Source organism: Mycobacterium sp. (genome assembly GCF_965229105.1).
In the GTDB taxonomy this organism is placed as follows: domain Bacteria; phylum Actinomycetota; class Actinomycetes; order Mycobacteriales; family Mycobacteriaceae; genus Mycobacterium.
On sequence record NZ_OZ245858.1, the window covers coordinates 224,252 to 250,734 of the forward strand.

At 63.4% G+C, this 26,483-nt stretch carries 30 protein-coding genes; 18 read left to right on the forward strand and 12 right to left on the reverse strand.

Going from position 1 to position 26,483, the window contains the following annotated elements; genetic code table 11:
- Positions 1-37 precede the first annotated feature (37 nt).
- The 6 genes from ADBZ9O_RS01085 (at position 38) to ADBZ9O_RS01110 (ending at position 6,670) form a co-directional block, all read left to right on the forward strand.
- Positions 38-1,348, forward strand: a complete 1,311-nt coding sequence (locus tag ADBZ9O_RS01085) for an alpha-glucosidase/alpha-galactosidase (protein ID WP_526527639.1) — start codon at positions 38-40, stop codon at positions 1,346-1,348.
- Positions 1,349-1,435: 87 nt separating this feature from the next.
- Positions 1,436-2,326, forward strand: coding sequence for an SIS domain-containing protein (locus ADBZ9O_RS01090; protein ID WP_526527640.1), 891 nt, complete (start codon positions 1,436-1,438; stop codon positions 2,324-2,326).
- A gap of 115 nt (positions 2,327-2,441) precedes the next feature.
- Complete coding sequence (locus ADBZ9O_RS01095; RefSeq protein ID WP_526527641.1) at positions 2,442-3,728, forward strand: ABC transporter substrate-binding protein; 1,287 nt, start codon at positions 2,442-2,444, stop codon at positions 3,726-3,728.
- Between the two features lie 21 nt (positions 3,729-3,749).
- Positions 3,750-4,667 carry a carbohydrate ABC transporter permease gene (locus tag ADBZ9O_RS01100; RefSeq protein WP_526527642.1) on the forward strand — a complete coding sequence of 306 codons (918 nt, stop codon included), beginning with the start codon at positions 3,750-3,752 and terminating at the stop codon, positions 4,665-4,667.
- On the forward strand, positions 4,664-5,572 hold the full coding sequence (locus ADBZ9O_RS01105; protein WP_526527643.1) for a carbohydrate ABC transporter permease: 909 nt from the start codon (positions 4,664-4,666) through the stop codon (positions 5,570-5,572). The genes ADBZ9O_RS01100 and ADBZ9O_RS01105 overlap by 4 nt, the downstream gene beginning before the upstream one ends.
- A gap of 3 nt (positions 5,573-5,575) precedes the next feature.
- Positions 5,576-6,670, forward strand: a complete 1,095-nt coding sequence (locus tag ADBZ9O_RS01110) for an ABC transporter ATP-binding protein (protein ID WP_526527644.1) — start codon at positions 5,576-5,578, stop codon at positions 6,668-6,670.
- A 2-nt stretch (positions 6,671-6,672) separates the two neighbouring features.
- Here the strand turns inward: ADBZ9O_RS01110 and ADBZ9O_RS01115 are convergent, their stop codons facing one another.
- Positions 6,673-7,437: a DeoR/GlpR family DNA-binding transcription regulator gene (locus ADBZ9O_RS01115; protein WP_526527645.1), complete on the reverse strand. Its 765-nt coding sequence runs from the start codon at positions 7,435-7,437 to the stop codon at positions 6,673-6,675.
- A gap of 71 nt (positions 7,438-7,508) precedes the next feature.
- On the opposite strand from ADBZ9O_RS01115, the gene ADBZ9O_RS01120 reads away from it, so the two are divergent.
- Both ADBZ9O_RS01120 and ADBZ9O_RS01125 read left to right on the forward strand, forming a co-directional pair.
- Complete coding sequence (locus ADBZ9O_RS01120) at positions 7,509-8,816, forward strand: D-tagatose-bisphosphate aldolase, class II, non-catalytic subunit (protein WP_526527646.1); 1,308 nt, start codon at positions 7,509-7,511, stop codon at positions 8,814-8,816.
- Positions 8,807-9,655: a class II fructose-bisphosphate aldolase gene (locus tag ADBZ9O_RS01125; RefSeq protein WP_526527647.1), complete on the forward strand. Its 849-nt coding sequence runs from the start codon at positions 8,807-8,809 to the stop codon at positions 9,653-9,655. Before ADBZ9O_RS01120 ends, ADBZ9O_RS01125 begins: the two co-directional genes overlap by 10 nt.
- On the opposite strand, the gene ADBZ9O_RS01130 is transcribed toward ADBZ9O_RS01125, so the two are convergent.
- Positions 9,624-9,767: a hypothetical protein gene (locus ADBZ9O_RS01130; protein WP_526527648.1), complete on the reverse strand. Its 144-nt coding sequence runs from the start codon at positions 9,765-9,767 to the stop codon at positions 9,624-9,626. The two genes, ADBZ9O_RS01125 and ADBZ9O_RS01130, sit on opposite strands and share 32 nt — an antisense overlap.
- Before the next feature lie 47 nt (positions 9,768-9,814).
- Between ADBZ9O_RS01130 and ADBZ9O_RS01135 the strand changes: the two genes are divergently transcribed.
- Both ADBZ9O_RS01135 and lipE read left to right on the forward strand, forming a co-directional pair.
- Positions 9,815-10,255 (forward strand): GNAT family N-acetyltransferase, encoded by a 441-nt coding sequence (locus ADBZ9O_RS01135; protein ID WP_526527649.1) that lies wholly within the window; start codon positions 9,815-9,817, stop codon positions 10,253-10,255.
- A 17-nt stretch (positions 10,256-10,272) separates the two neighbouring features.
- Entirely contained in the window at positions 10,273-11,514 is a 1,242-nt protein-coding gene (gene lipE / locus ADBZ9O_RS01140) for a lipase LipE (RefSeq protein WP_526527650.1), read from the forward strand.
- A gap of 17 nt (positions 11,515-11,531) precedes the next feature.
- Here the strand turns inward: lipE and ADBZ9O_RS01145 are convergent, their stop codons facing one another.
- The 3 genes from ADBZ9O_RS01145 to ADBZ9O_RS01155 all read right to left on the reverse strand — a co-directional run bounded on the left by ADBZ9O_RS01145 (position 11,532) and on the right by ADBZ9O_RS01155 (position 12,652).
- Positions 11,532-11,882 carry a hypothetical protein gene (locus ADBZ9O_RS01145; RefSeq protein ID WP_526527651.1) on the reverse strand — a complete coding sequence of 117 codons (351 nt, stop codon included), beginning with the start codon at positions 11,880-11,882 and terminating at the stop codon, positions 11,532-11,534.
- 171 nt (positions 11,883-12,053) lie between these two features.
- Entirely contained in the window at positions 12,054-12,260 is a 207-nt protein-coding gene (locus ADBZ9O_RS01150) for a hypothetical protein (protein WP_526527652.1), read from the reverse strand.
- A gap of 74 nt (positions 12,261-12,334) precedes the next feature.
- The gene (locus ADBZ9O_RS01155; RefSeq protein ID WP_526527653.1) at positions 12,335-12,652 is read right to left on the reverse strand and encodes a hypothetical protein; all 318 of its coding nucleotides are present in this window, start codon (positions 12,650-12,652) and stop codon (positions 12,335-12,337) included.
- 306 nt (positions 12,653-12,958) lie between these two features.
- Here ADBZ9O_RS01155 and ADBZ9O_RS01160 point away from each other — a divergent pair, with 306 nt between their 5' ends.
- A complete protein-coding gene (locus ADBZ9O_RS01160; RefSeq protein WP_526527654.1) occupies positions 12,959-14,116 on the forward strand; it encodes a hypothetical protein in 1,158 nt (385 codons plus the stop codon).
- Here ADBZ9O_RS01160 and ADBZ9O_RS01165 read toward each other — a convergent pair.
- Entirely contained in the window at positions 14,113-14,358 is a 246-nt protein-coding gene (locus ADBZ9O_RS01165) for a VG15 protein (protein ID WP_526527655.1), read from the reverse strand. The two genes, ADBZ9O_RS01160 and ADBZ9O_RS01165, sit on opposite strands and share 4 nt — an antisense overlap.
- 445 nt (positions 14,359-14,803) lie before the next feature.
- Here ADBZ9O_RS01165 and ADBZ9O_RS01170 point away from each other — a divergent pair, with 445 nt between their 5' ends.
- Genes ADBZ9O_RS01170 through ADBZ9O_RS01185 form a run of 4 tightly spaced genes read left to right on the forward strand, consistent with a single transcriptional unit; the run spans position 14,804 to position 18,996 of the window.
- The gene (locus tag ADBZ9O_RS01170) at positions 14,804-15,175 is read left to right on the forward strand and encodes a MarR family winged helix-turn-helix transcriptional regulator (protein WP_526527656.1); all 372 of its coding nucleotides are present in this window, start codon (positions 14,804-14,806) and stop codon (positions 15,173-15,175) included.
- Positions 15,172-15,612, forward strand: coding sequence for an MmpS family transport accessory protein (locus ADBZ9O_RS01175; RefSeq protein WP_526527657.1), 441 nt, complete (start codon positions 15,172-15,174; stop codon positions 15,610-15,612). The genes ADBZ9O_RS01170 and ADBZ9O_RS01175 overlap by 4 nt, the downstream gene beginning before the upstream one ends.
- Positions 15,609-18,536 (forward strand): MMPL/RND family transporter, encoded by a 2,928-nt coding sequence (locus tag ADBZ9O_RS01180; RefSeq protein ID WP_526527658.1) that lies wholly within the window; start codon positions 15,609-15,611, stop codon positions 18,534-18,536. Before ADBZ9O_RS01175 ends, ADBZ9O_RS01180 begins: the two co-directional genes overlap by 4 nt.
- Before the next feature lie 28 nt (positions 18,537-18,564).
- Positions 18,565-18,996 carry a type II toxin-antitoxin system Rv0910 family toxin gene (locus ADBZ9O_RS01185; RefSeq protein ID WP_526527659.1) on the forward strand — a complete coding sequence of 144 codons (432 nt, stop codon included), beginning with the start codon at positions 18,565-18,567 and terminating at the stop codon, positions 18,994-18,996.
- Positions 18,997-19,002: 6 nt separating this feature from the next.
- Here ADBZ9O_RS01185 and ADBZ9O_RS01190 read toward each other — a convergent pair whose 3' ends face one another.
- The 4 genes from ADBZ9O_RS01190 to ADBZ9O_RS01205 all read right to left on the reverse strand — a co-directional run bounded on the left by ADBZ9O_RS01190 (position 19,003) and on the right by ADBZ9O_RS01205 (position 21,903).
- On the reverse strand, positions 19,003-19,434 hold the full coding sequence (locus ADBZ9O_RS01190; RefSeq protein WP_526527660.1) for a PPOX class F420-dependent oxidoreductase: 432 nt from the start codon (positions 19,432-19,434) through the stop codon (positions 19,003-19,005).
- 56 nt (positions 19,435-19,490) lie between these two features.
- Positions 19,491-19,826: a hypothetical protein gene (locus ADBZ9O_RS01195; protein ID WP_526527661.1), complete on the reverse strand. Its 336-nt coding sequence runs from the start codon at positions 19,824-19,826 to the stop codon at positions 19,491-19,493.
- 89 nt (positions 19,827-19,915) lie between these two features.
- On the reverse strand, positions 19,916-20,704 hold the full coding sequence (locus ADBZ9O_RS01200) for a GNAT family N-acetyltransferase (RefSeq protein ID WP_526527662.1): 789 nt from the start codon (positions 20,702-20,704) through the stop codon (positions 19,916-19,918).
- Between the two features lie 11 nt (positions 20,705-20,715).
- Positions 20,716-21,903: an acyl-CoA dehydrogenase family protein gene (locus tag ADBZ9O_RS01205; RefSeq protein WP_526527663.1), complete on the reverse strand. Its 1,188-nt coding sequence runs from the start codon at positions 21,901-21,903 to the stop codon at positions 20,716-20,718.
- 253 nt (positions 21,904-22,156) lie between these two features.
- Between ADBZ9O_RS01205 and ADBZ9O_RS01210 the strand changes: the two genes are divergently transcribed.
- The 3 genes from ADBZ9O_RS01210 to ADBZ9O_RS01220 are packed head-to-tail and all read left to right on the forward strand — an operon-like array spanning position 22,157 to position 24,413.
- Positions 22,157-22,354 carry a long chain fatty acid-CoA synthetase Faa4p gene (locus ADBZ9O_RS01210; RefSeq protein ID WP_526527664.1) on the forward strand — a complete coding sequence of 66 codons (198 nt, stop codon included), beginning with the start codon at positions 22,157-22,159 and terminating at the stop codon, positions 22,352-22,354.
- 55 nt (positions 22,355-22,409) lie between these two features.
- On the forward strand, positions 22,410-23,408 hold the full coding sequence (locus ADBZ9O_RS01215; RefSeq protein ID WP_526527665.1) for an amidohydrolase family protein: 999 nt from the start codon (positions 22,410-22,412) through the stop codon (positions 23,406-23,408).
- Positions 23,409-24,413, forward strand: a complete 1,005-nt coding sequence (locus ADBZ9O_RS01220) for a ketopantoate reductase family protein (protein ID WP_526527666.1) — start codon at positions 23,409-23,411, stop codon at positions 24,411-24,413. It abuts the gene before it with no gap.
- On the opposite strand, the gene ADBZ9O_RS01225 is transcribed toward ADBZ9O_RS01220, so the two are convergent.
- The gene (locus ADBZ9O_RS01225; RefSeq protein WP_526527667.1) at positions 24,393-25,535 is read right to left on the reverse strand and encodes an FAD-dependent oxidoreductase; all 1,143 of its coding nucleotides are present in this window, start codon (positions 25,533-25,535) and stop codon (positions 24,393-24,395) included. The genes ADBZ9O_RS01220 and ADBZ9O_RS01225 overlap by 21 nt on opposite strands.
- On the reverse strand, positions 25,532-26,413 hold the full coding sequence (locus ADBZ9O_RS01230) for a DUF1295 domain-containing protein (protein WP_526527668.1): 882 nt from the start codon (positions 26,411-26,413) through the stop codon (positions 25,532-25,534). Before ADBZ9O_RS01230 ends, ADBZ9O_RS01225 begins: the two co-directional genes overlap by 4 nt.
- Positions 26,414-26,483 lie beyond the last annotated feature (70 nt).

A 26,483-nucleotide genomic window follows, 5' to 3' on the forward strand; every position in this document is an offset into this window, starting at 1 on the left:
ATTGAGTGATGTGCGCAAAATGCGCAATACTTCAGGGATGAAGCCCACGATCGTCATCATCGGAGCCGGCAGCGCCGAGTTCACCCGCGAGCTGCTCGGCGATATCTTCTCCATGCCCGAGCTGACATCGGTCAGGGTGGTTCTGCACGATATCGACGCCGAGCGGCTCGAAACCGCCGAAGCGATCGCGCACGCGACGGCCCGCGCGGCAGGCGCGCACCCCGAGATCGTCACCGCACCCGACCGTCGCGGGGCGCTGGACGGCGCCGACTACGTCATCAACACCATCCAGGTCGGGATGCACGAGGCCACCGTCCGGGATTTCGAGATCCCGGAGCGATTCGGGCTGCACCAGACCATCGGCGACACGATCGGCATCGGCGGGATCTTCCGCGGCCTGCGGACGTTCCCGGTGCTGGCCGGAATCGCCGCCGACATGTTGGCTGTCTGCCCCCATGCGTGGCTGCTGAACTACACCAACCCCATGGCGATGAACATCTCCTACCTGCACCACGTCGCGCCGAAACTCAAGGTGCTCGGCCTGTGCCATTCGGTGCACTGGACGATGGTCGGGCTGTGCGAACTGATCGGGGTGCCGTTCGACGAGGTCTCCTACTGGTCCGCCGGGGTGAACCACCAGGCCTGGGTGCTGCGCTGGGAACGCGCTGGTCAAAACCTCTATCCACTGCTGGATGAGCGGATCGCCGCCGATCCGGAACTCCGTAGACGGGTGCGCGTCGACATGTACCGCCGCCTCGGTTACTACCCCACCGAGACCAGCGAGCATTCCAGCGAGTACGTCCCGTGGTACCTGCGTCGGCCCGACGAGGTGGCCCGACTCCGACTCAACGTCGGGGAGTATGTCGGCATCAGTGAGGAGAACCTGGCCGAATACACCCGGGTCCGCGCGGAGCTCGAACACAGCGACACCCTCGCTATCGATGCCAGCTCCACCGAATACGCACCGCAGGTGATCCACTCCTTCGAAACCGGCACGCCGCGAGTGATCTCCGCCAATATCGTCAACGACGGTCTGATCACGAACCTGCCCAACGGGGTGGCCGTTGAGGTGCCGACGCTGTTGGACAAGCTCGGTGCGCACCCGATCAAGGTGGGCGATCTCCCGCCCCAGTGCGCGGCCCTGAACCGGTCCTTCCTCGGGCCGGTGGATCTGGCGGTGCGGGCCGCGGTCGATGGTGATCCTCGACTGGTGCCTGCGGCGGCGATGGTGGACCCGAACACCGCCGCGACGCTGTCTGTCGACGAGATCTGGCAGTTGTGTGCGGATCTGACGATCGCACACGGCGATCTGCTGCCCGAAGCGCTCCGGGTACCCGCCCGGATCTGACACCACCACCACCGATACGCGCAATCTCGACAAGCAATTTCTGCGTACTCTTGCTCACTTTGCGCATTTGTGCACATAATGGGCGGCATGTCCGCGACCACATTCGAGATTGAGTCCCAGCCCGCGCTCTGGCGGCAGGTCGCCGGTGGCCCGGTTCCGGCGGAACTGACCGCTCGCGGCCAGCGGATGCTGGTGATCGGCTGCGGAACCTCGGCGTTCGTGGCGATGGCGTACGCAGGCCTGCGTGAAAAGGCCGGCTACGGCGAAACCGACTGGGCCTACGGCTCCGAGGTGCCACTGACCCGTCGCTACGACACCGTGCTGGCGCTGACCAGGTCCGGGACCACCACCGAGATTCTCGACGCCCTGCCGCTGATCGACGCCACGACGAAGGTGGTGTTGACCGCCGTCGCCGGTGGACCGCTGTCGGCGCTGGCGGACCACGAGGTCGTTCTCGATTTCGCCGACGAGAACAGCGTGGTGCAGACGCGTTTTCCGACCACCTCGCTCGCGCTGCTGCGCCACGGCCTCGGCGAGGATCTGGCTCACGCCATCGCCGACGGCGAGCGTGCGGTCAGTGATCCGTTGCCGGTAGCCCCGACCGAATTCGAGCACTTCGTGTACCTCGGTACGGGCTGGACAGTCGGCCTCACCTACGAAGCGGCACTCAAGATGCGCGAGGCCGCGCAGGCCTGGAGTGAGTCGTATCCGGCGATGGACTACCGCCACGGACCTATCGCCGTGGCCGGACCGAACAGCCTGGTGTGGATGTTCGGCACCCCGCCTCCTGGGCTGGTCCAGCAGGTGCAAGCCACCGGCGCGACCGTCGTCACCAGCGATTTCGACCCGCTGGCCCAACTGGTTCAGGCGCAACGCTGCGCCGTGGCGGTGGCCGAGGCCCGTGGTCTTGACCCGGACCAGCCCCGCGGTCTGACCCGATCGGTTGTACTCACCTCCGGTGACGAGGCTGTCCGTTGATGGCGGAGAAATGCGCGAATGCGCACCATCTGTTGCTCATGTGTGTAAAGACTGTGAACATAGGCGTAATCGCTTCATCCGGCCCAGGTTGTTTCCAACGTCAGGAGTACCGACAGTGACTCGCACCCGTCTAACAGCCGCGCTGATTGCGGTACTCGCGTTGATTCTGGCCGCCTGCGGTGGTGGCAACAGCTCCTCCGATGCCAGCGGCCCCACCAAGATCGTGGTCTGGCACGGCTATCAGGACACCGAGGGCGAGGCCTTCAAATCCCTGCTGGCGCAGTACAACAAGGAGCACCCCGACGTCGAGGTCTCCGAGCTCTACTCCAGCAATGACCTGGTGTTGCAGAAGGTGCTGACCGCGGTGCGCGGCGGGAGTGCCCCGGATGTGGCCTACATGTTCGGGTCCTGGTCACCGAATATCGCGCAGATACCCCAGGTGGTCGATATGGCCGATGAGGTGAAGAACCCCGACTGGAAGTGGGATGACTTCTATCCTTCCGAACGCACAGCCGCGACCGTCGGCGACAAGATCGTCGGTGTGCCCGCCCTCGTCGACAATCTCGCGATCGTCTACAACAAGAAACTGTTCGCCGACACCGGAATCGAACCGCCGACACCGAATTGGACCTGGGACGATTTCCGCTCGGCAGCAGCCAAGCTGACCGATGCATCAAAGGGTCAATACGGCTGGCTCATCCCCGCCGACGGTAGCGAGGACACCGTGTGGCACTACCTCCCGATGCTCTGGGAAGCCGGCGGCAACATCCTGACCCCGGATAACGAGCACGCCGCGTTCAACTCCGAAGCCGGTGTCAAGGCGCTGACCGCGTTACAGCAGATGGCCGTCACCGATAAGTCGTTGTATCTGGACACCACGAATGAGAACGGCCCCAAGCTGATGAACAGCGGCAAGATCGGCATGCTGGTCACCGGACCGTGGGATCTGTCCTCGCTGACCGATATCGAGTACGGCGTGCAGATCATGCCTACCTTCGCCGGCTCGGCAGGCGCGCACCAGACGATCTCTGGCCCCGATAACTGGGTGGTGTTCAACAACGGCGATAAGAAGAAGCAGGCCGCCGTCGATTTCGTCAAATGGCTCTCCGCTCCCGAGCAGGTCAAGACCTTCTCGCTGGCCACCGGCGATCTGCCCACCCGTGTTTCGATCGGTCAGGATCAGTCCGTCCTTGACCAGCTCAACAAGAACCTGCCCGGCAGCGCCACCTTCGTGGAAAACCTGTCCAACGTGAAGACCGTCCGGCCCACCGTTGAGCAGTATCCAGACATCTCCGAAGCTCTCGGTCAGGCGATCATGTCCGTCATGCTGGGTGAAGCACAGCCCGCGGATGCCCTGAACACCGCGGCCAAGGCAGCCGACGACGCGCTCGCCAACAAATAGACCGACCGGGAAGATCGGTAGATGCCACAACAGGTCACGCAGACCCGACCGTCATTCCTAGGGCGCTTCGGCGACTCGGAGAGCGTCTCGGGGTGGGCCCTGGCCAGTCCAGCGGTGATCCTGATCGGCATCTTCGGGCTGCTGCCGGTGCTGATGTCACTACAGCTCTCGTTTCAGCATTCCGACCTGCTCACCCCGGAGACACCATGGGTGGGGCTGGACAACTACCGCAAGCTGGCCGACGATCCGGTGTTCACCGAGTCGATCAAGAACACCATCATCTACACGGCGCTGTTCGTGCCAGGCACGATGCTGGTCGGGTTGTTCGTCGCCGCGGCGATGAACCGCTCGGTGCGCTTCATCTCCGTCTACCGCACCGCGGCGTACATCACGATGGCGGTCTCGACGATCTCCCAGGGGATCATCTTCCTGTGGTTGACCGACAGGGACTACGGCCTGGTGAACGCGGCACTGAACTCGGTGGGGATACCGTCGCAACCGTTCCTGGCTTCGCCGTCGCAAGCGTTGTTCGTGATCGTGGCCATGACGGTGTGGGGCTGGACCGGTTTCTCGGTGATCGTCTATCTCGCTGCGCTACAAGGTGTTCCGGAAGAGTTACATGAGGCGGCCTCGATCGACGGCGCCAGCGCGTTCACCCGGTTCCGTACCATCACGGTGCCCCTGCTGGGACCCGCGAACCTGTTCTTGGTGGTGTGGCTGACCATCAATGCGCTGCAGCTTTTCGACGAGGTGTACGTCACCACCCGCGGCGGCCCATTGCGAGCTACCACGGTGATCGTCTACTACCTGTGGGATCGCGCATTCGTCCATTTCGACGCCGGATACGCCGCCGCGATGGCTTACGCGTTGTTCGTCGTCATCCTGGTGGTCACCGCCGTGCAGTTCCGAATCGCCAAAAGGTACGTGCATTACTCATGACGACCACCGAGCTACCCCACACCGAAACCACTGGGCCGCAGCCTGAGTCGCCGCGAAAGCGGATGAGTTTCCGGCTGCCCTTCAGTCCGTGGCATCTCGTCTTGATCCCGATGTCATTCCTGTTGATCGTCCCCCTGTTGTGGATGCTCATCACGTCGCTGGAGACCGAAGGCGAGGCCAACCACTTTCCGCCGGTTCTGCTCCCGGAGACTCCGCGCTTCCAGAACTACGCCGACGCCTGGGCCGAGGCACCATTCGGGCATTTCTTCATCAACAGTGCCCTCGTCACGCTGGTGGTTCTGGCCAGCAATCTCATCGTCTGCAGCCTGGCCGGTTATGCCTTTGCCCGTATCCGGTTTCTCGGGCGCGGAGCACTTTTCGTCACCCTGATGGCCACCCTGATGGTGCCATTCCAGGTCACGATGATCCCGGTGTTCCTGGTGGTGAAATGGTTCGGGGACAACATCTGGGCCGGCCTTGGCATCGATCACATCGGCGCGCTGATGCTGCCCAACCTGGCCACCGCGTTCGGCATCTTCTTCCTGCGACAGTTCTTCCTGACGGTTCCGGTGGAACTCGAGGAGGCGGCGCGAGTCGATGGAACCTCACGACTTGGTGTGCTGTTCAAGATCGTGCTGCCGTTGTCGTTGCCGGCGATGTCGACCCTGGCCGCGCTGACAGTGCTGACATCCTGGAACGACTTCCTATGGCCCCTTATTGTCATCACCTCTCACGAGCAGATGACAATCCCGTTGGGGCTGAGCTACTTCCAGGGCGCGCATCACGTACGTTGGCCGCTACTGATGGCAGCCAACGTGATGAGCCTGCTACCCATGCTGCTGGTATTCATCGGCGCACAAAGATATTTCGTCCAATCGGTGGCCAGCACAGGCCTGAAGGGCTGATCGATGGCGCAAGTGGAATTCTGTGATGTCACGCGAAGCTACGGCGGTGACCTGATCGCCCTCAAAGGGCTGAATCTGACGGTGGCCGATGGGGAGTTTCTCATCCTGGTCGGGCCGTCGGGCTGCGGTAAGAGCACCGCGCTTCGGCTGTTGGCCGGCCTGGACAAACCGACGTCAGGTGAGATCAAAATCGGCGGCGTCAGTGTCAATAAGTTGGGGCCTGGGCAGCGCGATATCGCGATGGTCTTCCAGAACTATGCGCTCTATCCGCATATGACGGTCTACGCGAACCTCTCCTACGGACTGCGCCAACGCAAGACGCCCAAACGCGATATCGAACAGCGCGTCCGCGACACCGCGGCGCTGTTGGAAATCACCGAACTCTTGGACCGCAAGCCGGGCCAGCTGTCGGGCGGTCAGCGCCAACGAGTCGCAATGGGACGCGCACTGGTCCGTAAACCGCAGGCGTTCTTACTCGATGAACCCCTGTCGAACCTCGACGCCAAGCTGCGCACCCAGGTCCGCGGCGACCTCAAGCGTCTGCACCGCGAGCTACCGGTCACCTCTATCTATGTCACCCATGACCAGGTCGAGGCGATGACGCTCGGCGACCGGTTATGCGTGATGTCGAAAGGTGAAGTGCAGCAGATCGGTACGACCGACGAGATCTACAACCGGCCGGCCAACACCTTCGTGGCATCTTTCATGGGCAGCCCGCCGATGAGCATGATGCCCGGCACGGTGCGCCACGGCACCCTGCAGATCGCCGGCGCAGATATCGCAGTCATCCCAGGCCCAGATGGACCCGTCACGGTCGGAGTACGGCCCGAACACGTTGAGGTGCAACCCTCTTCGACCCACGGCACGGTACCCGCCGTCATCGACCTGTGTGAACCCCTCGGTAGCCACGTCCTGGTCAACGCGTTGGTCGATGTGCAGGGCGGGTCGCCGGCCCGGGTGATCGCAGAGGCGGCGCCCGACACCATGCTGGCCCCTGGCACCACCGTCGGTCTCAAGCTGCGGGCTGACCGGACCTACCTCTTCGATGCCGAGACCGGATCGGCTCAGCGCGCACGCGAACGGATTTCGGTCACGTGACGCTATCTGGGTGTGGCGGCGATGACCTCGACGCCTGCCGCCTCAGCGGCAGCCTGAAAGTCCGGCTCGATACCCGAATCGGTGACCAGGGTGTCCACCAGTTCGGGACCACAGATACGGGCGAACGTCACCTTGCCGATCTTCGAACTATCGGCGATGACGACAGTGCGCGCGGCCTGGCGGATGAAGGCGAGGTCGGTGTGCGCCTCCATCTCGTCATGCGTGGTGCAGCCCGCACTCACCGTGAATCCGTCGGTGCCGACGAACGCCACATTGAGGTGGTACTGCGCGATCATCTGTTCGGCCGCGGGTCCTACCAGTTCATACGATGCATGCCGAGCGTTACCGCCGACGACCACCAGCCTGATGTTCGGGCGCGAGACGAGTTCGGCGGCGATGTTCAGCGCGTTGGTCACCACCGTGAGGTCACGGCGATCAGCCAGTGCGCGGGCAACTTCGGTGGCCGTCGTCCCACCAGTCAGACCGACCACCTCGCCGTCGGAGACCAGCGCTGCAGCGGCCAGCCCGATCGCCCGTTTTTGCCGCAGCTGTCGAGAGGCCTTGTAGCGGATCGGCATCTCCATACCGCCGGGGTTGGGCAGCGCCCCGCCGTGCGTCCGGCGGATCAGACCCTGCTCGTGCAGCGACTGCAGATCGCGGCGGATGGTGGCGCCAGAAACGCCGAACTCCTTGGCGAGGCCCGGTACGTCGACGCTTCCACTCTCCACCACTCGGTCGAGAATTTCGCCAAGCCGCTCTGCTTTCACACCGGCAGTCTAGATGTTCATTCCCGTCGATATGAACACATACGAGCATCGAATTATGTGAGGTTGGTGGCGTGACCCATCCCCTGGACGTTGTCGTCCACCCTGCCGACGGAGTGCATCCTGGCGGCATCACCTCGGTTTGCTCGGCGCATCCGCTGGTCATCGAGGCGGCTCTTGAGCAGGCTAAAGACGGGAATCAACATGCGCTGATCGAGGCCACCTCCAATCAGGTGGACCAGTTCGGCGGCTATACCGGGATGCGGCCTGCCGACTTCCGCGCGCTGGTCGAGCAGATTGCGCATCGTGTGGGATTTCCGGTTGAGCGGATCGTGCTCGGCGGCGACCATCTTGGCCCGAATCGGTGGCGCCATCTGCCCGCTGACGAGGCGATGGCCCTTGTCGACGATCTGGTGCGGAGCTACGTCGCCGCCGGCTATACGAAACTGCATCTTGATTGCAGTTATCCGTGTGCCGATGACGCCGGGCCACTGACCGATGCCGTTGTCGCCGCGCGCGCCACCCGAATGCTCGGTGTCGCCGAAGCGGAGGCCGCCCGCGTTGGCCTGACCGGCCGGCTGCGGTATGTGATCGGCACCGAAGTGCCCACCCCCGGCGGGGCGGCGCACCATATCGACGAATTGGCCGCAACTACCGCCGAGCATGCGGAGGTCACCCTGCAGGCGCATCGCGTCGCGTTCGACCGCGCCGGTCTCGGCCATGTCTGGCCCCAGGTCATGGCACTGGTAGTCCAGCCGGGAGTTGAGTTCGACCACTGGCGGGTGGTCGATTACAACCACGACGGCACCGATGAGCTGCGCAGCGCCCTCGATGCCGAACCGACGATGACGTTTGAGGCGCACTCCACCGACTACCAGAGCGTCGAGGCGCTGACGGAGTTGGTCATCGACGGCTGGCGAGTGCTCAAGGTCGGACCGGGCCTGACGTTCGCGATGCGTGAGGCGCTGTTCGCCCTGGCCGCTATCGAGTCGGAACTTGTTGCACCGCAACATCGTTCACATCTGGCAGCAGTGGTCGAGCGGCAGATGCTGGCCGCGCCCGAGCAGTGGGAGCGCTACTACCCCGGCTCGACGCACGAGCGCGCACTGGCCCGTCGCTACAGCTACAGCGACCGGATGCGGTACTACTGGGCAGATCCCGAGGTCGATGACGCGGTGGCGATACTGCTGAAAAACCTTTGTGCCCAACAGATTCCGGAACCGATGCTCAGCGCATACCTGCCCGAACAGTACGACCGGGTCCGCGCCGGGCTGATCACCGCTGATCCGCGGGACCTGGTCATCGATCGGATCGCGGGTGTCCTGCGCAGCTACGCTACGGCCTGTGCGGCGCGAAGCAGCCTGGTCAGCACATGCCGCTAGCCTCGACCGCCGATCTCGTCGCAGCCGCCAGCCATGCGGGCGCCGCCATCGTCGCGTTCAACGTGATCACGCTCGAACACGCAGAGGCGATCGCCGCGGGTGCAGAAGCTGCCGGCAGCGCGGTGATCATGCAGATCAGCGAAAACGCGGTGAAGTTTCACGGTGGACACGTAAAGCCCATTGCTGCAGCGGCACTGGCGATCGCAGCCGAGGCGTCCGTGCCGGTGTCGGTACATCTCGACCACGTCGAGGATCTCGACCTGCTGTACGCCGGGCCCGGTGCGGGCGTCAGCTCGGCGATGTTCGACGCGTCGCACCTGGAGTACGGCGATAACGTGGCCGCGACGAAGGCGGCGGCGGACTGGGCGCACGCGCACGGGCTGTTCCTGGAGGCCGAACTCGGCGAGGTCGGCGGTAAGGACGGCGCCCATGCGCCCGGGGTGCGGACCGATCCCGGTGCGGCAGCGGATTTTGTCCGTGCGACGGGAGTCGACGCGCTGGCGGTGGCCGTGGGGAGCTCCCACGCCATGTCCACCCGCACCGCGACACTGGATTTCGAACTGATCGCACGCTTGCGCTCAGCGGTGCCTGTACCGCTGGTGTTGCACGGTTCCTCGGGTGTCGCTGATCGTGATCTCCGACGGGCGGTCGACGCCGGTATCACCAAGATCAATGTCGGCACCCTACTGAATGTCGCGTTCACCGGCCGGGTGCGCGAACACCTCGCGGCCAATGACGCAGTGACCGATCCGCGTCGCTACCTGGCCCCCGCCCGCGCAGCCGTCGCCGAGGCGGTGGCCGCAACCATCACCGGTCTGCGTCGTCCGGCGGTTCAATAGGCGGCGGCAGCGGCGGGGAATTCTTCAGCCAGTCCTTCATCCGGAACAGCTGACTGAGCACCAATCCGACACCGAACAGCGCCACCACGGCCACGATCACCCAAGTCCACATGTCTTCTCCCACTGCGAGCCTACGCATTGCGCCCCTATGCTGCGTGGATGCTGGTTCCAGAAGGTTTCGTGGTGCCCCGCGAATTGCACACCGACCACTTCCGGCTCGAACCGCTCGGGCCGCAACACAACGAGTCGGATTACGCCGCGTGGATGTCGAGTATCAAACATCTGCAGACCACACCGGGATTCGCCGACCACGGTTGGCCACCGGATGACGGCCTTCCTCTCGAGGAGAATCTCGCCGACCTGGTCCGGCACGCCGATGAGTTCGACAAGCGCCTGGCGTTCGCCTACACCGTCCTGCGACCCGACGTCGACGAGGTCATCGGCTGTGTGTATTTCGACCCCACGGAGGTGGCAGGCGCCGTCGATGTGCGGTCATGGGTCCGGGCCGATGTGGCTGACCTGGACGGCGTCCTGCGGACCACGGTTCGCGACTGGCTGGCGAGCTCGTGGCCCTTCGACTCGGCGACGTACGCAAGCTAACCCGTAGCGTGGGGTTCGTGCCCGACCTCACTAACGACGGCAGGATTCGCGTCCCCGCCGACCTGGACGCTGTGACCTCGATCGGTGCCGAGGACCACTCCGGTATTGACTCAAGGGCGATCGAACGGATCTGGCAGGCGACCCGGTACTGGTATCAGGCCGGCATGCACCCCGCTATCCAGGTCTGCCTGCGCCACAACGGACGGGTGGTCCTCAACCGGGCCATCGGTCACGGCTGGGGCAACGGTCCCGCGGATCCGCCTGATGCCGAGAAGATCGTGGTCACCACGGAGACGCCCTTTTGCGTGTACTCCTCAGCGAAGGCGATGACGACGACGCTGATCCATCTGCTTGCCGAACGCGGTGTGTTGTCCCTCGATGATCGCGTCTGCGAGTATCTGCCGACCTTCACCAGCCACGGGAAGGATCGCACGACCATCCGGCACGTGTTAACCCACAGCGCAGGTGTGCCCTTCGCTACCGGACCGAAGCCCGATCTGCGGCGGATGGATGACAGCGACTATGCCCGCGAGATGCTCGGCAATCTGAAGCCGATCTACCCGCCGGGTCTCGTACACATGTATCACGCGCTGACCTGGGGTCCGCTGACGCGTGAGATCGTCTCCGCCGCAACCGGTAAGAACATCCGCGACGTGCTGGCCGAGGAAATTCTCGATCCACTCGGCTTCCGTTGGACGAATTACGGTGTTGCGCCGCAAGATGTTCCCTTGGTCGCACCCAGCCATGTCACTGGCAAGCCGCTGCCGGCGCCGATCGCTGCGGCATTCAAGCTTGCGGTCGGCGGGACCACGCAGCAGATCATCCCGTTCACCAACACGCGTGAATTCCTCACCAGCGTCGTACCGTCCTCCAGTACCGTTTCGACTGCAGACGAGCTGTCACGCTTTGCCGAAATGCTGCGCCGCGGAGGCGAACTCGACGGTGTTCGGGTGATGAAGCCCGAGACGTTGTACGCCGCGACCAGACCGGTCCGCCGCCTGCGACCCGATATCGCCACCGGGCTCATGCCGATGCGCTGGGGTACCGGATACATGTTGGGCTCCAAGCGCTTCGGACCGTTCGGCCGCGACGAACCGGCCGCCTTCGGCCACACCGGGCTGGTCGATATCGCCATCTGGGCCGACCCGGAACGGGGATTGGCTGCCGGGGTGGTCAGCAGCGGTAAACCCGGCGGTCACCGCGAGGCCAAACGCTATCCCGCCCTGCTGGACACCATCGCCCGCGAGATCCCCCGCTAGTCGGCGGATTCACCGCGTCAGAACGGCGGAGGGTCGTCGCCTTTTGTGGTGGGGGTGTTGTTTTCCCAGCTGTGGGGTTGGTTGTGTGCGGTAGCGGCTCTGCGTTGGGCGAGTGGGGCTTTGGTTTCTGCGGCTCGGGCTTGGGTTGCGGCGATGTGGGCGGCGTTGAGTGCGCGTTCAGCAGCGATGCGGTACGCGTGGTCTTGGCGGCGGGTGCGTTGTCGTTTGGTCATCTTGGCCTCGGATCCGGGGGCCCGGATCGGTGGGGTTCCGGTCGGCGGGGATGCGGTGGTGGTGATGTTCCAGCCCGGAAACAGCAGCGCGCACCCGGGTGTGGTGGAGTAGGTCTTACCGGTAGGGCTGGTCACGATGATCGTGCCATCAGCCAACTGCCGATCAGCCCAGCCGCCGTCGCCGATCCAGAAGGTCTTCAGATGGTGATGTTTGCGACTGGGCGAAGAACACTCTGGCTACCGTGTGGCCCGTGGCCCGTGGCCCGTGGGCAAAAGCGCAAACCGCGTTACACAACGCCTACCGAATTACCTGCTGAACCTCGCCTGGTGCACCTTCGCGGGTGTCTTCTCTACCGGACCAGCTTCGATCCGATCCCAAGAGGAGGGGCTGTAGATGGTCCGCGAGCCATCAGTCTCGGTGATCTCCAGCGCGCCGCCTTCAATGACCTTCCACTTTTGGTTGTCCTTGAAAACGAACGAACGACCCTCATGCAAGAACAGCTTGAATGCCATCTGCAGAGCCTCTCACGAGAGGTAGGCCTAAAACGCGAAGTTCAGCAAGGTCTCGAAAGGCCCTGAACTCTCGGTTACTCGCTGGGCGGGTTAAAAGTCAGCCCGAGTTCTTGCAGCGTGCCCGAGGTCGAAATCCCGGTTTCGCGCTCACGGATGATCAGCAGTTCCCATGCAAGCGACATCGTTCCCTGCCACATCCGGAGAGTTGCGTGTACGGCGGCATCTTTGTCGCCTGTCCTATCAAGCTCCTCCCGGGCGATGGCCCCGAACACGCCGAGCGCCTCGTCCCAAGATCCTCCACCGAGGATGTAGCTGTTCAACACCGCCAGAGCGTCACGCGCGTTCTGGAGCCGTTCGCCTTCTGCTCGAGGGTTTTCTCTTTCGCCGACCATTGGTGGAGCTTCTCACGACGGCGGTGGCAGGAGGGGACGATCAGCGCCCGCGCTGGGCACTTGACCCCCAGTCAAAGAAATGGGGTCCCGCGCATGTGTGTGACTGACTGTCACCGCAGCTGAGAGGCGGTCTCGGGCATAGGCGGACACCCACGTACAAAACCGAACTGGCGTCACAACTGGCGTCAAAATGTGTTTGCTGTCCGTGCCTGAGCATGATCGGTTGCCTCGCCGTTCGGGCGGTGTCGAAGTGTCGCGCATTCATTGCCGACTGATCGGTCCAGGCTGGCCCTACACTGCGTTGATATGGATGAAGACAAGCCCGACGATGTCATAGCGTTGGCTATTGGGTGCCTGCCGATTGTTCCGAAGTCGAGTTCAGGATCGGATGAACGTAATCTCGAAAAATTGAGAGACGAAAAGTGGTGGAAAGAAAGTTTAGAAGCGGGCCTTGGACTTCTACCGTCGATTACCGAGTTGCGGGTTGAAGTAGCAGGTACTTCTGGGCGAATGCCAGGCGGTTTCGATATTCTAGATGAGTATGTCGATGAATATGATATCGACTATGATTTTGGACCGCGAGCGCGCTCATTCATATCATTCAAGATAACAATACCGACCCGTATGCAACCCGAACTAATTCACGGAAGAGAGATTACGAGCGAGCGCTTTCAGTTCACCACTCTTTACTGCGATCACGGCCCTGTCACATTTGTCCGGAGCATCGATAAAACCGACGTTCTCTCCTCTACGTATATTGTGCTGATAAGGGAGTTTCTCATTCGTGAGCTGGCTCGCGTTAGTGCTCCAATTGGCGTCAAAGCCGTTGGACCCAGCCCTTTTTGGGGCAACATGATGCTGATCCCCTCAGCCACCATTGAGAACGAACTAGATGTCAAATGGGTGCAAAATACTAACGCGTATGACGACATCATCTTCCTATACAATTCCGGGCTCATCAAATCGACCGCCGCATTCGGACGCCTAGCTTCCGCTATAGGCGAGCAATTTTCGACATATTATTTCCAAGTTCGCGCTCGCAACAAGCGATACTCGAGAGCCAATATTGTTGCAGAATTAACGGAACAGCTTATTTCAGTGCACACACGTCGCGGTCTGCGCGGGTGGTTCGCCAAAACCATACGCGCCGGTGCGCTGGCGCGTGAAGCGATGCTGGCGACAATCACCGCCAAACAGCTCGACTTGGAAGAGCGGCTCCGGATGAGCGAAGATTTGAGGCAAACCGGCACTGAGACCGATCCACCGAGATTGGACCTGCCAAGACTAACCGAACTCTGCGAGCGTGAAGCAAAGGTGACTTACGTTGACAAACTTGCAATGGCTCAGGAAGTGGCAAGTACGCTCGAGGGCGGCCGGATTAACCAGTACGAGATGTTAGTCGTCAGTGCGTCGACCTTATTGGGAGGCGCAGCGGGCGCGGTAGCGGCGTTGATCGCAGGCTAACCAACAACTACGGTCCGCCGGGCCAGCGAGTCCATCCGGGCCACCGCCGAGTTGAGCGTCACTGCTTTTCTCTCTGCCCTGAGCTGGCGAATGGCCTCGGCGAACCGCTTGTCGGCATCGCGGACCATGGCGGGCACGGTGTACTCGGTTCCCGCTCGTTCGGGTACGGCGATGCACCGGCAGTTGTCGTGACCTCCGATGGCTGACGCTGCCGAGGTGTAGATCGCGCCCCTGGTCGCCATGGTCAGGCACCAGTTGCAGGCCCCGGCGTAGTTGGTGTGCTGACCGAGAACCGAACTTTCCGACTACATAGTGCAACGTATATAGACATACTCGCGAATATTGACATCCCCCGCCAGCTCGCTCGAGCGGCTTACCGTCACCAGATCAGGACGCAAACCGGCGTCCCCATGCGAATACTGTTGCACCACAACCCACTACGTGGCTCACAATTCACATGCAGGAGGCCCGCGAACACCAGATGCCGCTGGCGACCGCCCACCACCGCCGCTGTGAACATCCTGTGAAGTGCCCGCAGACCCGCCTCAGATGGCTACTACATAGCCAACGTGATATTAATACGCTGTGGATAAGTCCCCGCCCGATGACGGTGCCCGTGAATGCATCGGTGGCCTCATCGATCAGGCCTTGGACCTCACGGCGCGGTTTCTGACCGACCGTGCCGAAATGACCGCCTCCGCCGCCTTCGTCATGAACCGGGTCTGCCGCGAAGGACCGATTCGCCTGACCGTGCTGGCCGCGAAGGAAGGGGTCAGCCAGCCATCGATGACTCAGCTGATCCAACGGCTTGAACGCCAAGACCTGGTGGCCAGGTTCGCCGACCCCGACGACGGTCGTGTATGCCTGATCGGCGTCACCGAACGAGGTCAGTCGCTGCTCGATGATCGGAAGCGGCTGCGTCGAGAACGTCTGGCGGAGTTGATGGAAACGCTGAGTTCGGAGGAACAACACGCGTTATGGCTGTCGGCGCAGGTCGCGTTTCCGATTTTGAGTCGGCTTGTTGCGAACGCTGATTCTTGCGAAGAAAGAGAAGAATGAAGTCGATACCGGTTGGCCGTTGGCTGAAGAAGCTCTGGATACCGCTGGTTCTCATTGTGGTACTTGCAGTTTCGGGCCTAGTCGTATCTCGGCTACATAAGATGTTCGCCTCAGAAGATCTCAATGCCAATGCCGGCTCGGGTATCGAGATCGTGCAGTTCAACCCGAAGGTCATGGTCTACGACGTGTACGGCGCACCTGGAACCACCGCCCAGATCAGCTATTTCGACCCGGACGCGAACGTGCACACGATCACCGCACCGCTGCCCTGGTCGGTCACGTTGTCGACGACGTTGCCAACCGTCAGCGCCAACCTGATGGCGCGCACCGACGGCGACCAGATCGGCTGCCGGGTCACCGTGAATGGAACCGTCCGTGAGGAGCAGTCAGCCGATGGTGTCAATGCCCAGACGTACTGCCTGGTGAAGTCCGCATGACCCACGCCACGACTCCCGCCCAAACGGCCGACACCACCGGCCATCGCAAGCACGCCTTCCTGCCCCACACCATCCGCATCCTGGCGATACCGATCATCCTGTTCTGGCTGGCCGCCGCCGTACTGGTGAATGTGATCTCGCCGCAGCTGGAGGTAGTCGGCGAACTGCATTCGGCGCCCATGACACCGGACGACGCGCCATCGGTGATCGCCATGAAACGCATGGGCGACAACTTCAAGGAATTCAATTCCAACGCAACGGTAATGGTGGTTATCGAGGGCGATAAGCCGCTAGGCCCCGACGCCCACGATTACTACAACGCGATCATCAAGAAGCTGCAGCAGGACCCCGAACACATTCAGCACATCCAGGACTTCTGGGGTGACACGCTGACAGCCGCCGGAGCCCAAAGTGCCGACGGCAAGGCGTCTTACGTGATGCTGAACCTGGCCGGCGAGCAGGGCCAGACACTGGCCAACGAGGGCGTCGACGCGGTTCGCAAGGTCATCGAGGAGACGCAGGCACCGCCGGGCGTCAAGGCCTACGTCGCCGGGCCGGCCGCTCTCACCGACGATATGCACGTCATCGGCAACGCCAGCCTGGGACAGATCACCCTGTACACGCTGATCGCGATCGCCGCGATGCTGTTGATCGTCTACCGCTCCATCAAGACCACGCTGGTGCAGCTGTTCCTGACCTTCATCGGTCTACTCACCGCACGCGGGGTGATCTCCGGTCTGGCCATGGGTGATGTGTTCGGCCTGACGACGTTCGCCGGGAACATCCTGACCATGCTGGCCATCGCCGCTGCCACCGATTACGGCATCTTCCTGTTCGGTCGATACCGCGAGGCGCGCGGTATGGGCGAGGACCGAGAGACCGCGTACTACACCACTTTCCGGTCGGTCGCTCCGGTCATCGTCGGTTCGGGTCTGACGATCGCCGGGGCCACGTACTGCCTGAGCTTCTCTCGGCTGCCCTACTTTTCCACCATGGGTGCCCCGGTCGCGATCGGGATGGTCGTGGTGGTCGCCTCGGCGGTCACGCTCGGACCGGCGGTGCTGTTTTTGGGCAGCAAGGTGGGCTGGTACGAGTCGAAACGACCTCCGCAGAGCCGCTTTTGGCGCCGTGTCGGTACCACCGTGGTCCGTTGGCCCGGTCCGGTCCTGGTCGCCAGCCTGTTCGTGGTGCTGATCGGCATCGTGGCGATTCCCGGTTACAAACCCGCCTACAACGATCGCTACTACCTACCCAAAGACGCCCCGGTCAACATCGGATTCGCCGCCGCGGACCGGCACTTCTCGCAGGCCAGGATGAACCCCGACATCTTGATGGTCGAGTCCAACCACGACATGCGCAACAGCGCCGACATGCTGGTGCTCAACGCAGTGGCCAGAAATGTCATGCATACCCAGGGCATCGCGATGGTGCAGAACATCACCCGGCCATTGGGAATTCCCATCCAGCACAGCTCAATTCCGTTCCAAACGAGTGTGCAGGGTCAGACCAGCAATATGAACCTGCCGTTCCAGCGGGATCAGCTGGAGACCCAGCGCCAAATGATCGATGCGACGAATGTGTCGATCGACATCCTGGAAAAGCAGTACCAGCTGTCGCTCAAACAAACCCAGATCACGCAGGACTCAGCGGAGAAGTCGCGCGAACTGCTCGCCACCACCAAAGAGCTGCGCGACCACATCGCGGATTTCGATGATCAGTTCCGGCCCCTGCGAAACTACTTCTACTGGGAACCGCACTGTTTCGACATCCCCTTGTGCCACGCGGCGAGATCCATCTTCGACTCCCTCGACGGGCTCGACGAGGTGACCGACCAGACGGGTGAGGTGCAGGGAAACACCGACCAATTGGCAGACCTGGCACCGCAGTTGACCGCTCTGCTCCCGCAGACGATCGCGTCGATGAAGACCAGCAGGGACCTGTCGCTGGCGTCATACAACTCGCAAAAGGCCCTGCTCGATCAGATGCAGGCGACCAACGACACCGCCCTGGCGATGGGTCAGAGTTTCGACGAGGCCAAGAACGACGACCTGTTCTACCTGCCGCCCGAGGCGTTCCAGAACCCGGACTTCGACCGCGGTCTGAAGATGTTCCTCTCGCCAGACGGCAAGTCGGCCCGGATGTTCATCACCCACGAGACCGATCCCGCGACGCCGGAGGGCATCGAACGAGTCAACGCCGAGCGGCAGGCCGCTCAGGACGCTCTGAAGATGTCGTCGCTGTCGGACTCCAAGATCTATCTCGGCGGGGTGGCGGCAACCTACAAGGACATGGCTGACGGCGCCCGATATGACCTGATGATCGCCGTGGTGTCGGCACTGACACTGATCTTCATCATCATGCTCATCCTGACCCGAAGTGCTGTGGCAGCAGCTGTCATCGTCGCTACGGCAGGCAGCTCGATCGCCGCGTCATTCGGGATCTCGGTGCTGATCTGGCAGAACCTGTTCGGGATCCACGTGCACTGGCTGGTCATGCTGATGTCCGTCATCATCCTGTTGGCGGTCGGCGCGGACTACAACTTGCTGCTGGTGTCCAGGTTCAAAGAGGAGATCCACGCCGGTCTCAAGACCGGCATCATCCGGTCGATGGCCGGCACCGGTGGCGTAGTCACGTCCGCAGGCCTGGTGTTCGCAGCCACGATGGCGGCCATGCTGGGTAGCCAGCTGGTGGTGTTGGCCCAGATGGGGTCGACGATCGCCATCGGTCTGCTGGTGGACACGCTGATCGTGCGGTCGCTGCTGATGCCGTCGATCGCGACTCTGCTCGGCCGGTGGTTCTGGTGGCCGCTGGTCGTCTACCCCCGCGGCGACAACCACTTCCGGCATCTGCAACCACGGCCGGAAACAGAACCGGACTCACCGACTGACGACACCGACGCGCTGGCAGTCCAATCGCCGAAGTAGCTGCGACTCGGCTGGTTAGCATGCAGGGATGGCCAAACTCGAGCTGTCCCGCACGCTGTCGATCGGCCCTGATGAGGCATGGGGTCACGTGTCCGACCTGTCGACGCTCGGCGACTGGCTGGAGATGCATCAGGGTTGGCGCAGTGACCTGCCCGACGAGCTGGCGGTGGGCGCCACGATTATCGGCGTGGCCGGTGCCAAGGGCCTGCGTAATCGGGTCACCTGGACCGTCAAGGAGTTCGATCCGCCCAAGCTCGTCGGTATCACGGGCGAGGGTGTCGGCGGTACGAAGTACAAGCTGAAGATGATGGTCGCCCCCCTGAAGAAAGGGTGCGAATTCACCGTCAACATCGATCTCGGCGGTCGCCCGCTGTTCGGGCCGATCGGCATCGCCGCGGCCCGGGCCGTCAAAGGCGATATCGAGCGCTCGATCGAGAAATTCGAGGAGCTCTACGGATAGGGAGAGTCAGCGAATCTTTTCGCCGTAGACCTTCTCCACCGTCAGGGTCATCAGAACCCGGCGATCGGAGACCATCACCGCTCGGTACTCGTCCCAGTCGGGATGTTCGCCCGCGGCGCGCCGGTAGTAGTCGACCAGCGCCTCCACCTCGGGGCTGTCCGGATCAGTTCCCGGCCCGGTCAGCGTGACGGCGCCTTCCGCGGTAGCCCAGGCCCAGCCGTCGGCGCTGGTCACCTCCAGTGCAGCGCGGGGGTCCCGCCGTAAGTTGGCCGTCTTGGCGCGGCCATCGGTCATCGACACATAGATGACGCCGGCCGCCAGGTCGAAGTACGGCGTGACGGGGGAAAGCTGCGGCAGCCCATTGGACTTGATGGTCGCCAGGACGCCGAGCCGGCTCTCGGCGATCAGGGTGCGCGGATCGAAGGTTGACTCAGTCATACCTCGGGGCAACCCGGTACCGCCCGCACGCTATTCCGCTGGGGCGAGATCGGCGTTCAACCCGCGAGTCGCACGGCGTGCGGTGACACCTTGCCGTCGGGATGCAAGCTGACATTCTGGCCGCAGTCAGGGCAGCGATAGCGCACGAAGCAACCGGGTGGAGTGTCCACCATTTGTGCCGAGCGCGCGCAGTGCCGATGGGTCAGAGCCCACGCCGCGTCAGCCTTGGCCTCGGCGTGCGACTTCTCCTCATCATCAAGATGATCGGCGATCCAATGACCGTCATCGCCATAGATCAGGCCGACGCCAGAACGCTGATACGCGGCCATGCGACGGCTGTGGGTAGTGCTCCCGTGCTCCGGAAGATGTACTCCGGCAAACAAATCAGTCATGAGGCCTCCTGTCGGCGAGTTCACCCTCGGTGGTACACGCCGAGTCTGAGGAGCCGCTGTGAGACCGATAGGAGGCAGCCGCGAGAGAGCTATGCCTGCGGCGGCCGGTAGGCCGTCACGATGGGCACGTCCAGCGCCAGACCGGCCCGCCGGTAGACCCGGCCGGCCGGATTCGTCGCCTCGGTCACAATCACCCACTGCCGAGCGCCCATGTCCCCCGCCCATGCGCCGGCAACACCGAGCAGATGTGAGCAGACGCCCCGGCCCCGATGCGCCGGGTCGGTTCCGACGGTCTGGTAGCGGGCGGCAGCACCACAACGGACGATTCCGAGCTCCGCGACCAGAGTGCCCGCGCTGAAGGCTCCGACGAACAACGCGGAATCTCGTTCGGACAGCTCCCGATACGACTGGGCGCGCGCCCGGGCAAACCGCTCATGCGAGAGCCGATCGTGCTGACTCGTCTCCTCGTTCAACGCCATATCGCGTTGCACGAACTGTTCCCAATCCTGTTCTTCGACCAGGGCACGCACGGTGTACCCGGCGGGCGGCGGGGTTTGCTTCGGCAGCGTCGAGGCGGCGAGCACGTCATCCAATTCCAGCTCGACCCCGAACTGCGCCCACCCACCCGGATCCGTCGGCATCCGCACCAGACCGATGGCCAGCCAGTCCGCCGAGGGTAACTCCGCGACGAAGGCATCAACCCACCGCTGCGCATCATCGACCGCATCGGGGTCGGTGACGAAAATGCAGTTGCCCCAATGGAATAACGGGTTGTTTGGGGTGCGGACCACGAGGTGGTCCCCGCGGTCGTCGATGGCGGAACCCATCAGTTCCAGAACCGCAATATCCGTGGCCCAGCCGAGCGGGAGACTGCGCATCGACTACTCCTCTACAAGGCGAATTGATCCTCGACGATGCCCAACCAGACCCGTGCGGAGTCGATGGCCACCTTCTCACTGATGAAGGCGTGCTGAGTGCCGGTGAAAATATCGCGGAAGGCTCGCTCAAGTCGGCTACCTTCCCGAATCGCGCTGGTACCTGCCGCAAGATGGGTCCACTGCGCGCACTCTCGGGATATATCGGTGGCATACACCGCGGCCACCCGCATATCGGCGCGCATCGCCGGCGTCAGCTCGTGGCCGTCGGCGACGGCGGTCTCGGCCGCGGTGAACGCGTCGAGCACCAACAACCGCGCGGCCCGCCATGCGGCGACGTGATGGGCCAGTGCCCGTTGGAAGGTCGGCCGACTCGCCAGCGAGTCGCCCACATCTGACATCCGGTACTTGGTCGCCGCCAATTCCTCGACGTCGTCGAGCATGCTCTTGGCCACGCCAAGCGCCCATGCCGCGTGCCCGGCCGCGGTGACGGGCATCATCCCCATCCGGCCCGCCGGTGAGGTCCCCCGCAGCGGCTCGCGACTGAATAGCCGGAACGTCCGGTAGGCGGGAACGAAGACATCCGCCGCGTTGTAATCGTAGGAACCGGTCCCTTTCAGACCCTGCACATGCCAGCCGTCGGTGAATACCACCTCGGCCCGCGGCACGACCGCCACCATCAGTTCGGGGATGCCCTCGCTGATCCAGCGCATCTCGCCGTTGTCCAGGGGGATGAATCCGGCCGCGATGTACTGCGCGTGTCCGGTTCCCGAGCCGAAATTCCACGCGCCGGTCAAGCGGTAGCCACCCTCGACCACTATCCCCTGCCCGTTGGGGGCGAACTGCCCGCCCATCGTCACGCGGTTCCCGTTATCGGTGAACACCTCAGCGAAACCCTCGTCGGGCAGATAGCTCGCGGCCGCAAACGAGGACGGAAGATTCGCGATCCCTGTCCAACCGAATGAGCCATCCTGCCAGGCCATCTCGATCCAGGCCTCGATCATCTCAGCGAAGGACGGTTCGTCCCCGCCCGCGGGAGCCGGGTTGCACGCGGTCATCAACCCGTTGGCCCACATTTCGTCGACGACCGGCGCTGACAACGTGCGCAACCGCTCAGATTCGGCGGCCTCGACGCGCACCAGGTCTCGCATCGACCGGGCCCGCTGGACAACCGATTCACGGGTTTCTGTCAATGACGTCATCGTCGACCTTTCGCTTCGCTGAGTAGCGTAATTGCATTACGTCGATAATGACAGGGTTCGGACTGTTCAGCGGGTGTTTGCACCGACGACATCCGATTAGGTTTCCGCGCCTACCGGGCAGTACGCTGGCCCGCGGTCAGACGTCGATCGTGCAAAAAAATCTAGGAAATCAGCCATGCCAAACCAGACCGTTACCCGGCGAGTACACGCCTCATCATTGGGCGACCGCCGCACGCGGACCATCCGCCCCCACGTGACGCGGCTGACCATTGGTCAGAGCTACGACATCGAGATCAGCCGCGAAGATGGTCGGTGGCTGATCCAGATCCCCGAGATCAACGCCACGACGCATGCGATCCGCCGAACCGCGGTCGGCGCAGCGGCTCGGGAGTGTATCGCCACCCGCACCGGAATTCCGATCGGCTACATCGCCGTTCGCGTTCGTGACTAACCAGCTCTAACCGACCTCAGCAGCACCTCCCAGCTTCCTCGCGTAGGAAGTAGGGATGCGGATCATCACCGTCGAAGAGCATTTCCACCATCCCGAAGCTGTCGGCCGTGTGCTGGCACTCAGTGGGCCGGGGCCGATCACTCCCGATGCCGGGTTTGGTGAGTTCCTGCAAAACTTCATGCCAGACCGGGACTCCGCCGAACGCCTCGGCGGCGCGCGACTCGACCATATGGACCAGGTCGGTATCGACATCCAAGTCGTATCGCACGGGGCGAACAGTCCGAGCAGCCTGAACCACCCCGAGGCCATCGACCTCTGCCGGATGGTCAACAACGATCTTGCACAACAGATTTCAGAGCATCCCAACCGCTTCAAAGGGTTTGCGACGCTACCGCTGTATGACCCCGCCGTAGCGGCCGACGAGCTCAAGCGCTGTGTCGACGAGCTGGGTTTCGTCGGCGCCCTGACCATGGGGAGTTGCGGCGGGCTGTTCCTCGACGATGCCCGCTTCGAACCGGTCTTGGCGGCCGCCGAGCGCGTCGACCTACCCATCTATGTCCACCCCGGCATGCCCCAGAGCGCTGTCTCGACGCCGTACTATGCCGGAAACTGGCCGGCCGCAGCACATTTCCTGTTCGCCGGGCCTGGGTTCGGCTGGCACGCCGAGGCCGGTATCCACATCCTTCGGCTGATTCTGTCGGGCGCGCTGGATCGGCATCCGAATCTGAAACTGCTCAGCGGTCACTGGGGCGAATTCGTCGCCGGGTGGCTCGACCGGCTCGACGAAGTCTTCGGCTGGGGATCCATCGATTCCGAACGCGCACCCAGCGAGTACTACCGCAGCCAGGTGTGGGCGACGCCCGCGGGGATGTACAACCAAAACCAGCTGAACTTCGTTGTCGCCGAGATCGGTGCCGACCGGATCATCCACTCCGAGGATTTTCCCTACGTGATCCGCGACAACGTCTCGGATTTCCTCGAGCAGGCCGATCTGACCGACGCGCAGCGCAACGCCATCGCCCACGGGAACGCGGAGAAAGTGCTGCGGCTGTAGATGCGCTATCTCATCATCGGGGCTGGTGCAGTCGGCGGCACCATCGGTGCGCGACTGGCGCAATCCGGTAACGACGTAGTACTGGTCGCGCGCGGTGCGCACCTGGAAAAGCTGCAGTCCGACGGCCTGCGCCTGGTCACTGCCACGGGCACGCTGACCCAAGCGATCCCCGCCGTGGCCGGCCCGGCCGAGGCCGGTGAGCTCCGCCAAGACGACGTGCTGATCCTGACCGTCAAGTCCCAGGACACCATCGCCGCTCTGACGCAATGGGCAGCCGCGCCTGTGGCGGGTGGCGGTACCGCGAGTGACCGGCTGCCCATCGTCTGCGCGCAGAACGGTGTCGAGAACGAACGCGTCACCCAACGGGTGTTCCGCCACGTGTACGGATTGTGCGTCTGGCTTCCCGCAACGCATATCGAGCCCGGGGTGGTCATCTCTCATACCGCTCCGCTCAGCGGGATCCTGACGGTGGGCCGCTACCCGCACGGCGTCGACCCGGTGATCGAGCGGATCGGAGCGGTTCTGCGCCGCAGTGTTTTCGACGCCCCCGTCGTCGCCGACGTGATGCGCTGGAAGTACGGCAAGTTGCTGATGAACCTCGGCAATGCCGTTGATGCCATCCTCGACAAGGAAGATCCGGGGGCCGCCGACGTCACCGCGCAGGTGCGGTCGGCCTGTCGGGCTGAAGCCGAAAACGCATTGGCCGCAGCGGGAATCGCGTACAACACCGATGACGAGCGACGCGCATTGCAGGGCCATCGGATGGACGTCCAGGCCATCGAGGGTGTCGGGCGTGCAGGCGGATCGACTTGGCAGAGTCTGGCTCGCGGCGCCGGGTCCGTCGAAGCCGATTACCTCAACGGCGAGATCGCCCTGCTGGGCAGGCTGTACGGGGTCCCCACTCCGGTGAACGACCTGATGCAACGGTTGGTCGCCGAGTACGCCCGTGAGCACCGGGCCCCCGGCAGTCTGTCGCCCAAGGACTTACAGGCGCTGCTGAACTAACTCTGCGGACGCGGCATTGTCACGGATCCCGCGATAGATGCCCCAATGCACGATCCACGGCAACAGCACCCGGTCGATCGACCAGGCCGGGAACCGGAATGCATGACCGGTCGGGGCGAACACCTCAAGGCCGTTGGGTTGCGCGCCGAGTACCGAACCCCACCGCAGCTTGGGGGCGCGGTAGGCGCCCAACGGCTTTCCGTCGAACTCGGCCAGGACGTTGCGGGCGATCAGCCGATCACCCTGGTTGCGCGCCGAGGTGCGCAGCGGATCCGTGGTGGCGACGTCACCGACCGCGAAGACACCGGGGTGACCGGGTACCCGCAGTTCCGGGGTCACCCGAACGAAGCCGTCGTCGTCCAGCACGTCCGCGGGCAGCCAGTCGGTGTTCGGTCTGACCCGCCCCACCGCCCACAGCACGGCATCGGCAGAGGCCGCAGGCTGGCCGGTGCTCCATTGCACCGGTTCGGCGGTGATCTCGTCGAATGCGAATCCGTCGGGGACGTCGGCGCGGTGCCCTGGGTGCAGCCCGACGCCTGCTTCGGTCAACCGGCGCTGCACTCGACCCCAGATGCGGGGGTGGTGCTGCAGGAGGGCCCGTTCGCCAGGAAAGTACAGATCCACTCGCTTGCCTGGCCACGTCGTCGCGAGGTTGGCAGCACTGCTCACTGCCGCGGCACCACCGCCCACCACGATGATCGATTCGGCGTCCGCCAGTCGCTCATGCGCCTCACACAGGTCTGCACCGATCTCGGCGGCAGATTGGAACGTCGGTTGGCGCCAGAAGCCGTTGGTGACGCCCGTCGAAATGACCAGCGCGTCATAGTCTTCGGTCTGCGTCGAACCGTCGTCGTGTTGTACGAAGACCTGCCGGGCCGCCAGGTCGACCCCGGTCAGGGTGCCGTGGACCGCGCGCACCCGGTCCAGCCCGCGGAAGCGGTCGAACGGGACCCAGTGTTCGCGGGCCCAGGTACCCGGGCGCGACAACCGCTCACCCAATTCCTGGCCGCTGACCAGGCCCGGCTTCGCGGAGATCCCGACGACGTCGGCGTGTTTGGCCAATCGGATCGCGGTGAGCACGCCGCTGTCGCCGAGTCCGGCGATGACCACACGTTTACTCATGCCGAAACCTTTCGGGGTGGTCGCGGCAGGAACCGCGGCACCCGGTCGATGACGTCCTGGTACTGCGGTCTGCGTTCGAGACTGCGCTCTTCCATCATGGGGATGCTGGCACCGAGGAACATGGCCAGGATCAGCACGGCACCGATGCACAGCCACCACCAGTCAGCAGGTGCTGCGGCCACCCCGAAGAGCGCCAACGCCAGCCAGAAGCTGAACTCGCCGAAATAGTTCGGGTGCCGCGACCAGCTCCACAGGCCGCGGTCCATCGCCGCACCGGGGGTGCGCTCGCGGACAAACCGGTGCATCTGCGTATCGGCGACGAGTTCGGTTGCCACCGCGGCCAATCCGATGACGAACGCCAGCCACATCAGCCAGGTCACGGTGCTGCCGGGTCGGGTCACCGCGACGTACACCGGGATCATGCCGAGGAACACCTGCACGGTGGGGATGAGGTGGATCGCCGCCAGGTCGGCACCGAATTCCCACCGGCCCGCACGCTCCTTGAACATGGGATAACGCCAGTCCTCGTGATGTAACCCGGGAAAGCCGTAGACCCAGTTGGCCGTGAGCCGGATCGCCCACAGCACCACGACGATCGCGACCAGCCAGCAGCGCACCTGGTCGACGTCCGGGCCGCTGCGGCTCCACCAGTAGATGAGCAGCAGCGGCGGGATGACACTCCAGAAGGCGTCGTAGAAACTCGAATTCCGGTACACCCGGCTGAAGGCGAAGATGACCAGGGTGGCCAGGATGTCGGCGATGAACGCGTCCAGCCAGAGCTTCCCGGTGGACGGGCCAACGAAGAGCCACGTGGCGCCAACGCCGATGGCCACCACATACGCGGCTGTGACCAGCCACAACGACTTGGATTTACTCATCTCTCCCTTTGCGCCGGGACGGAAAAAAAGTAACACGTTCTAGTTCTGGTGTACCCCGGTGTCAGTTGAC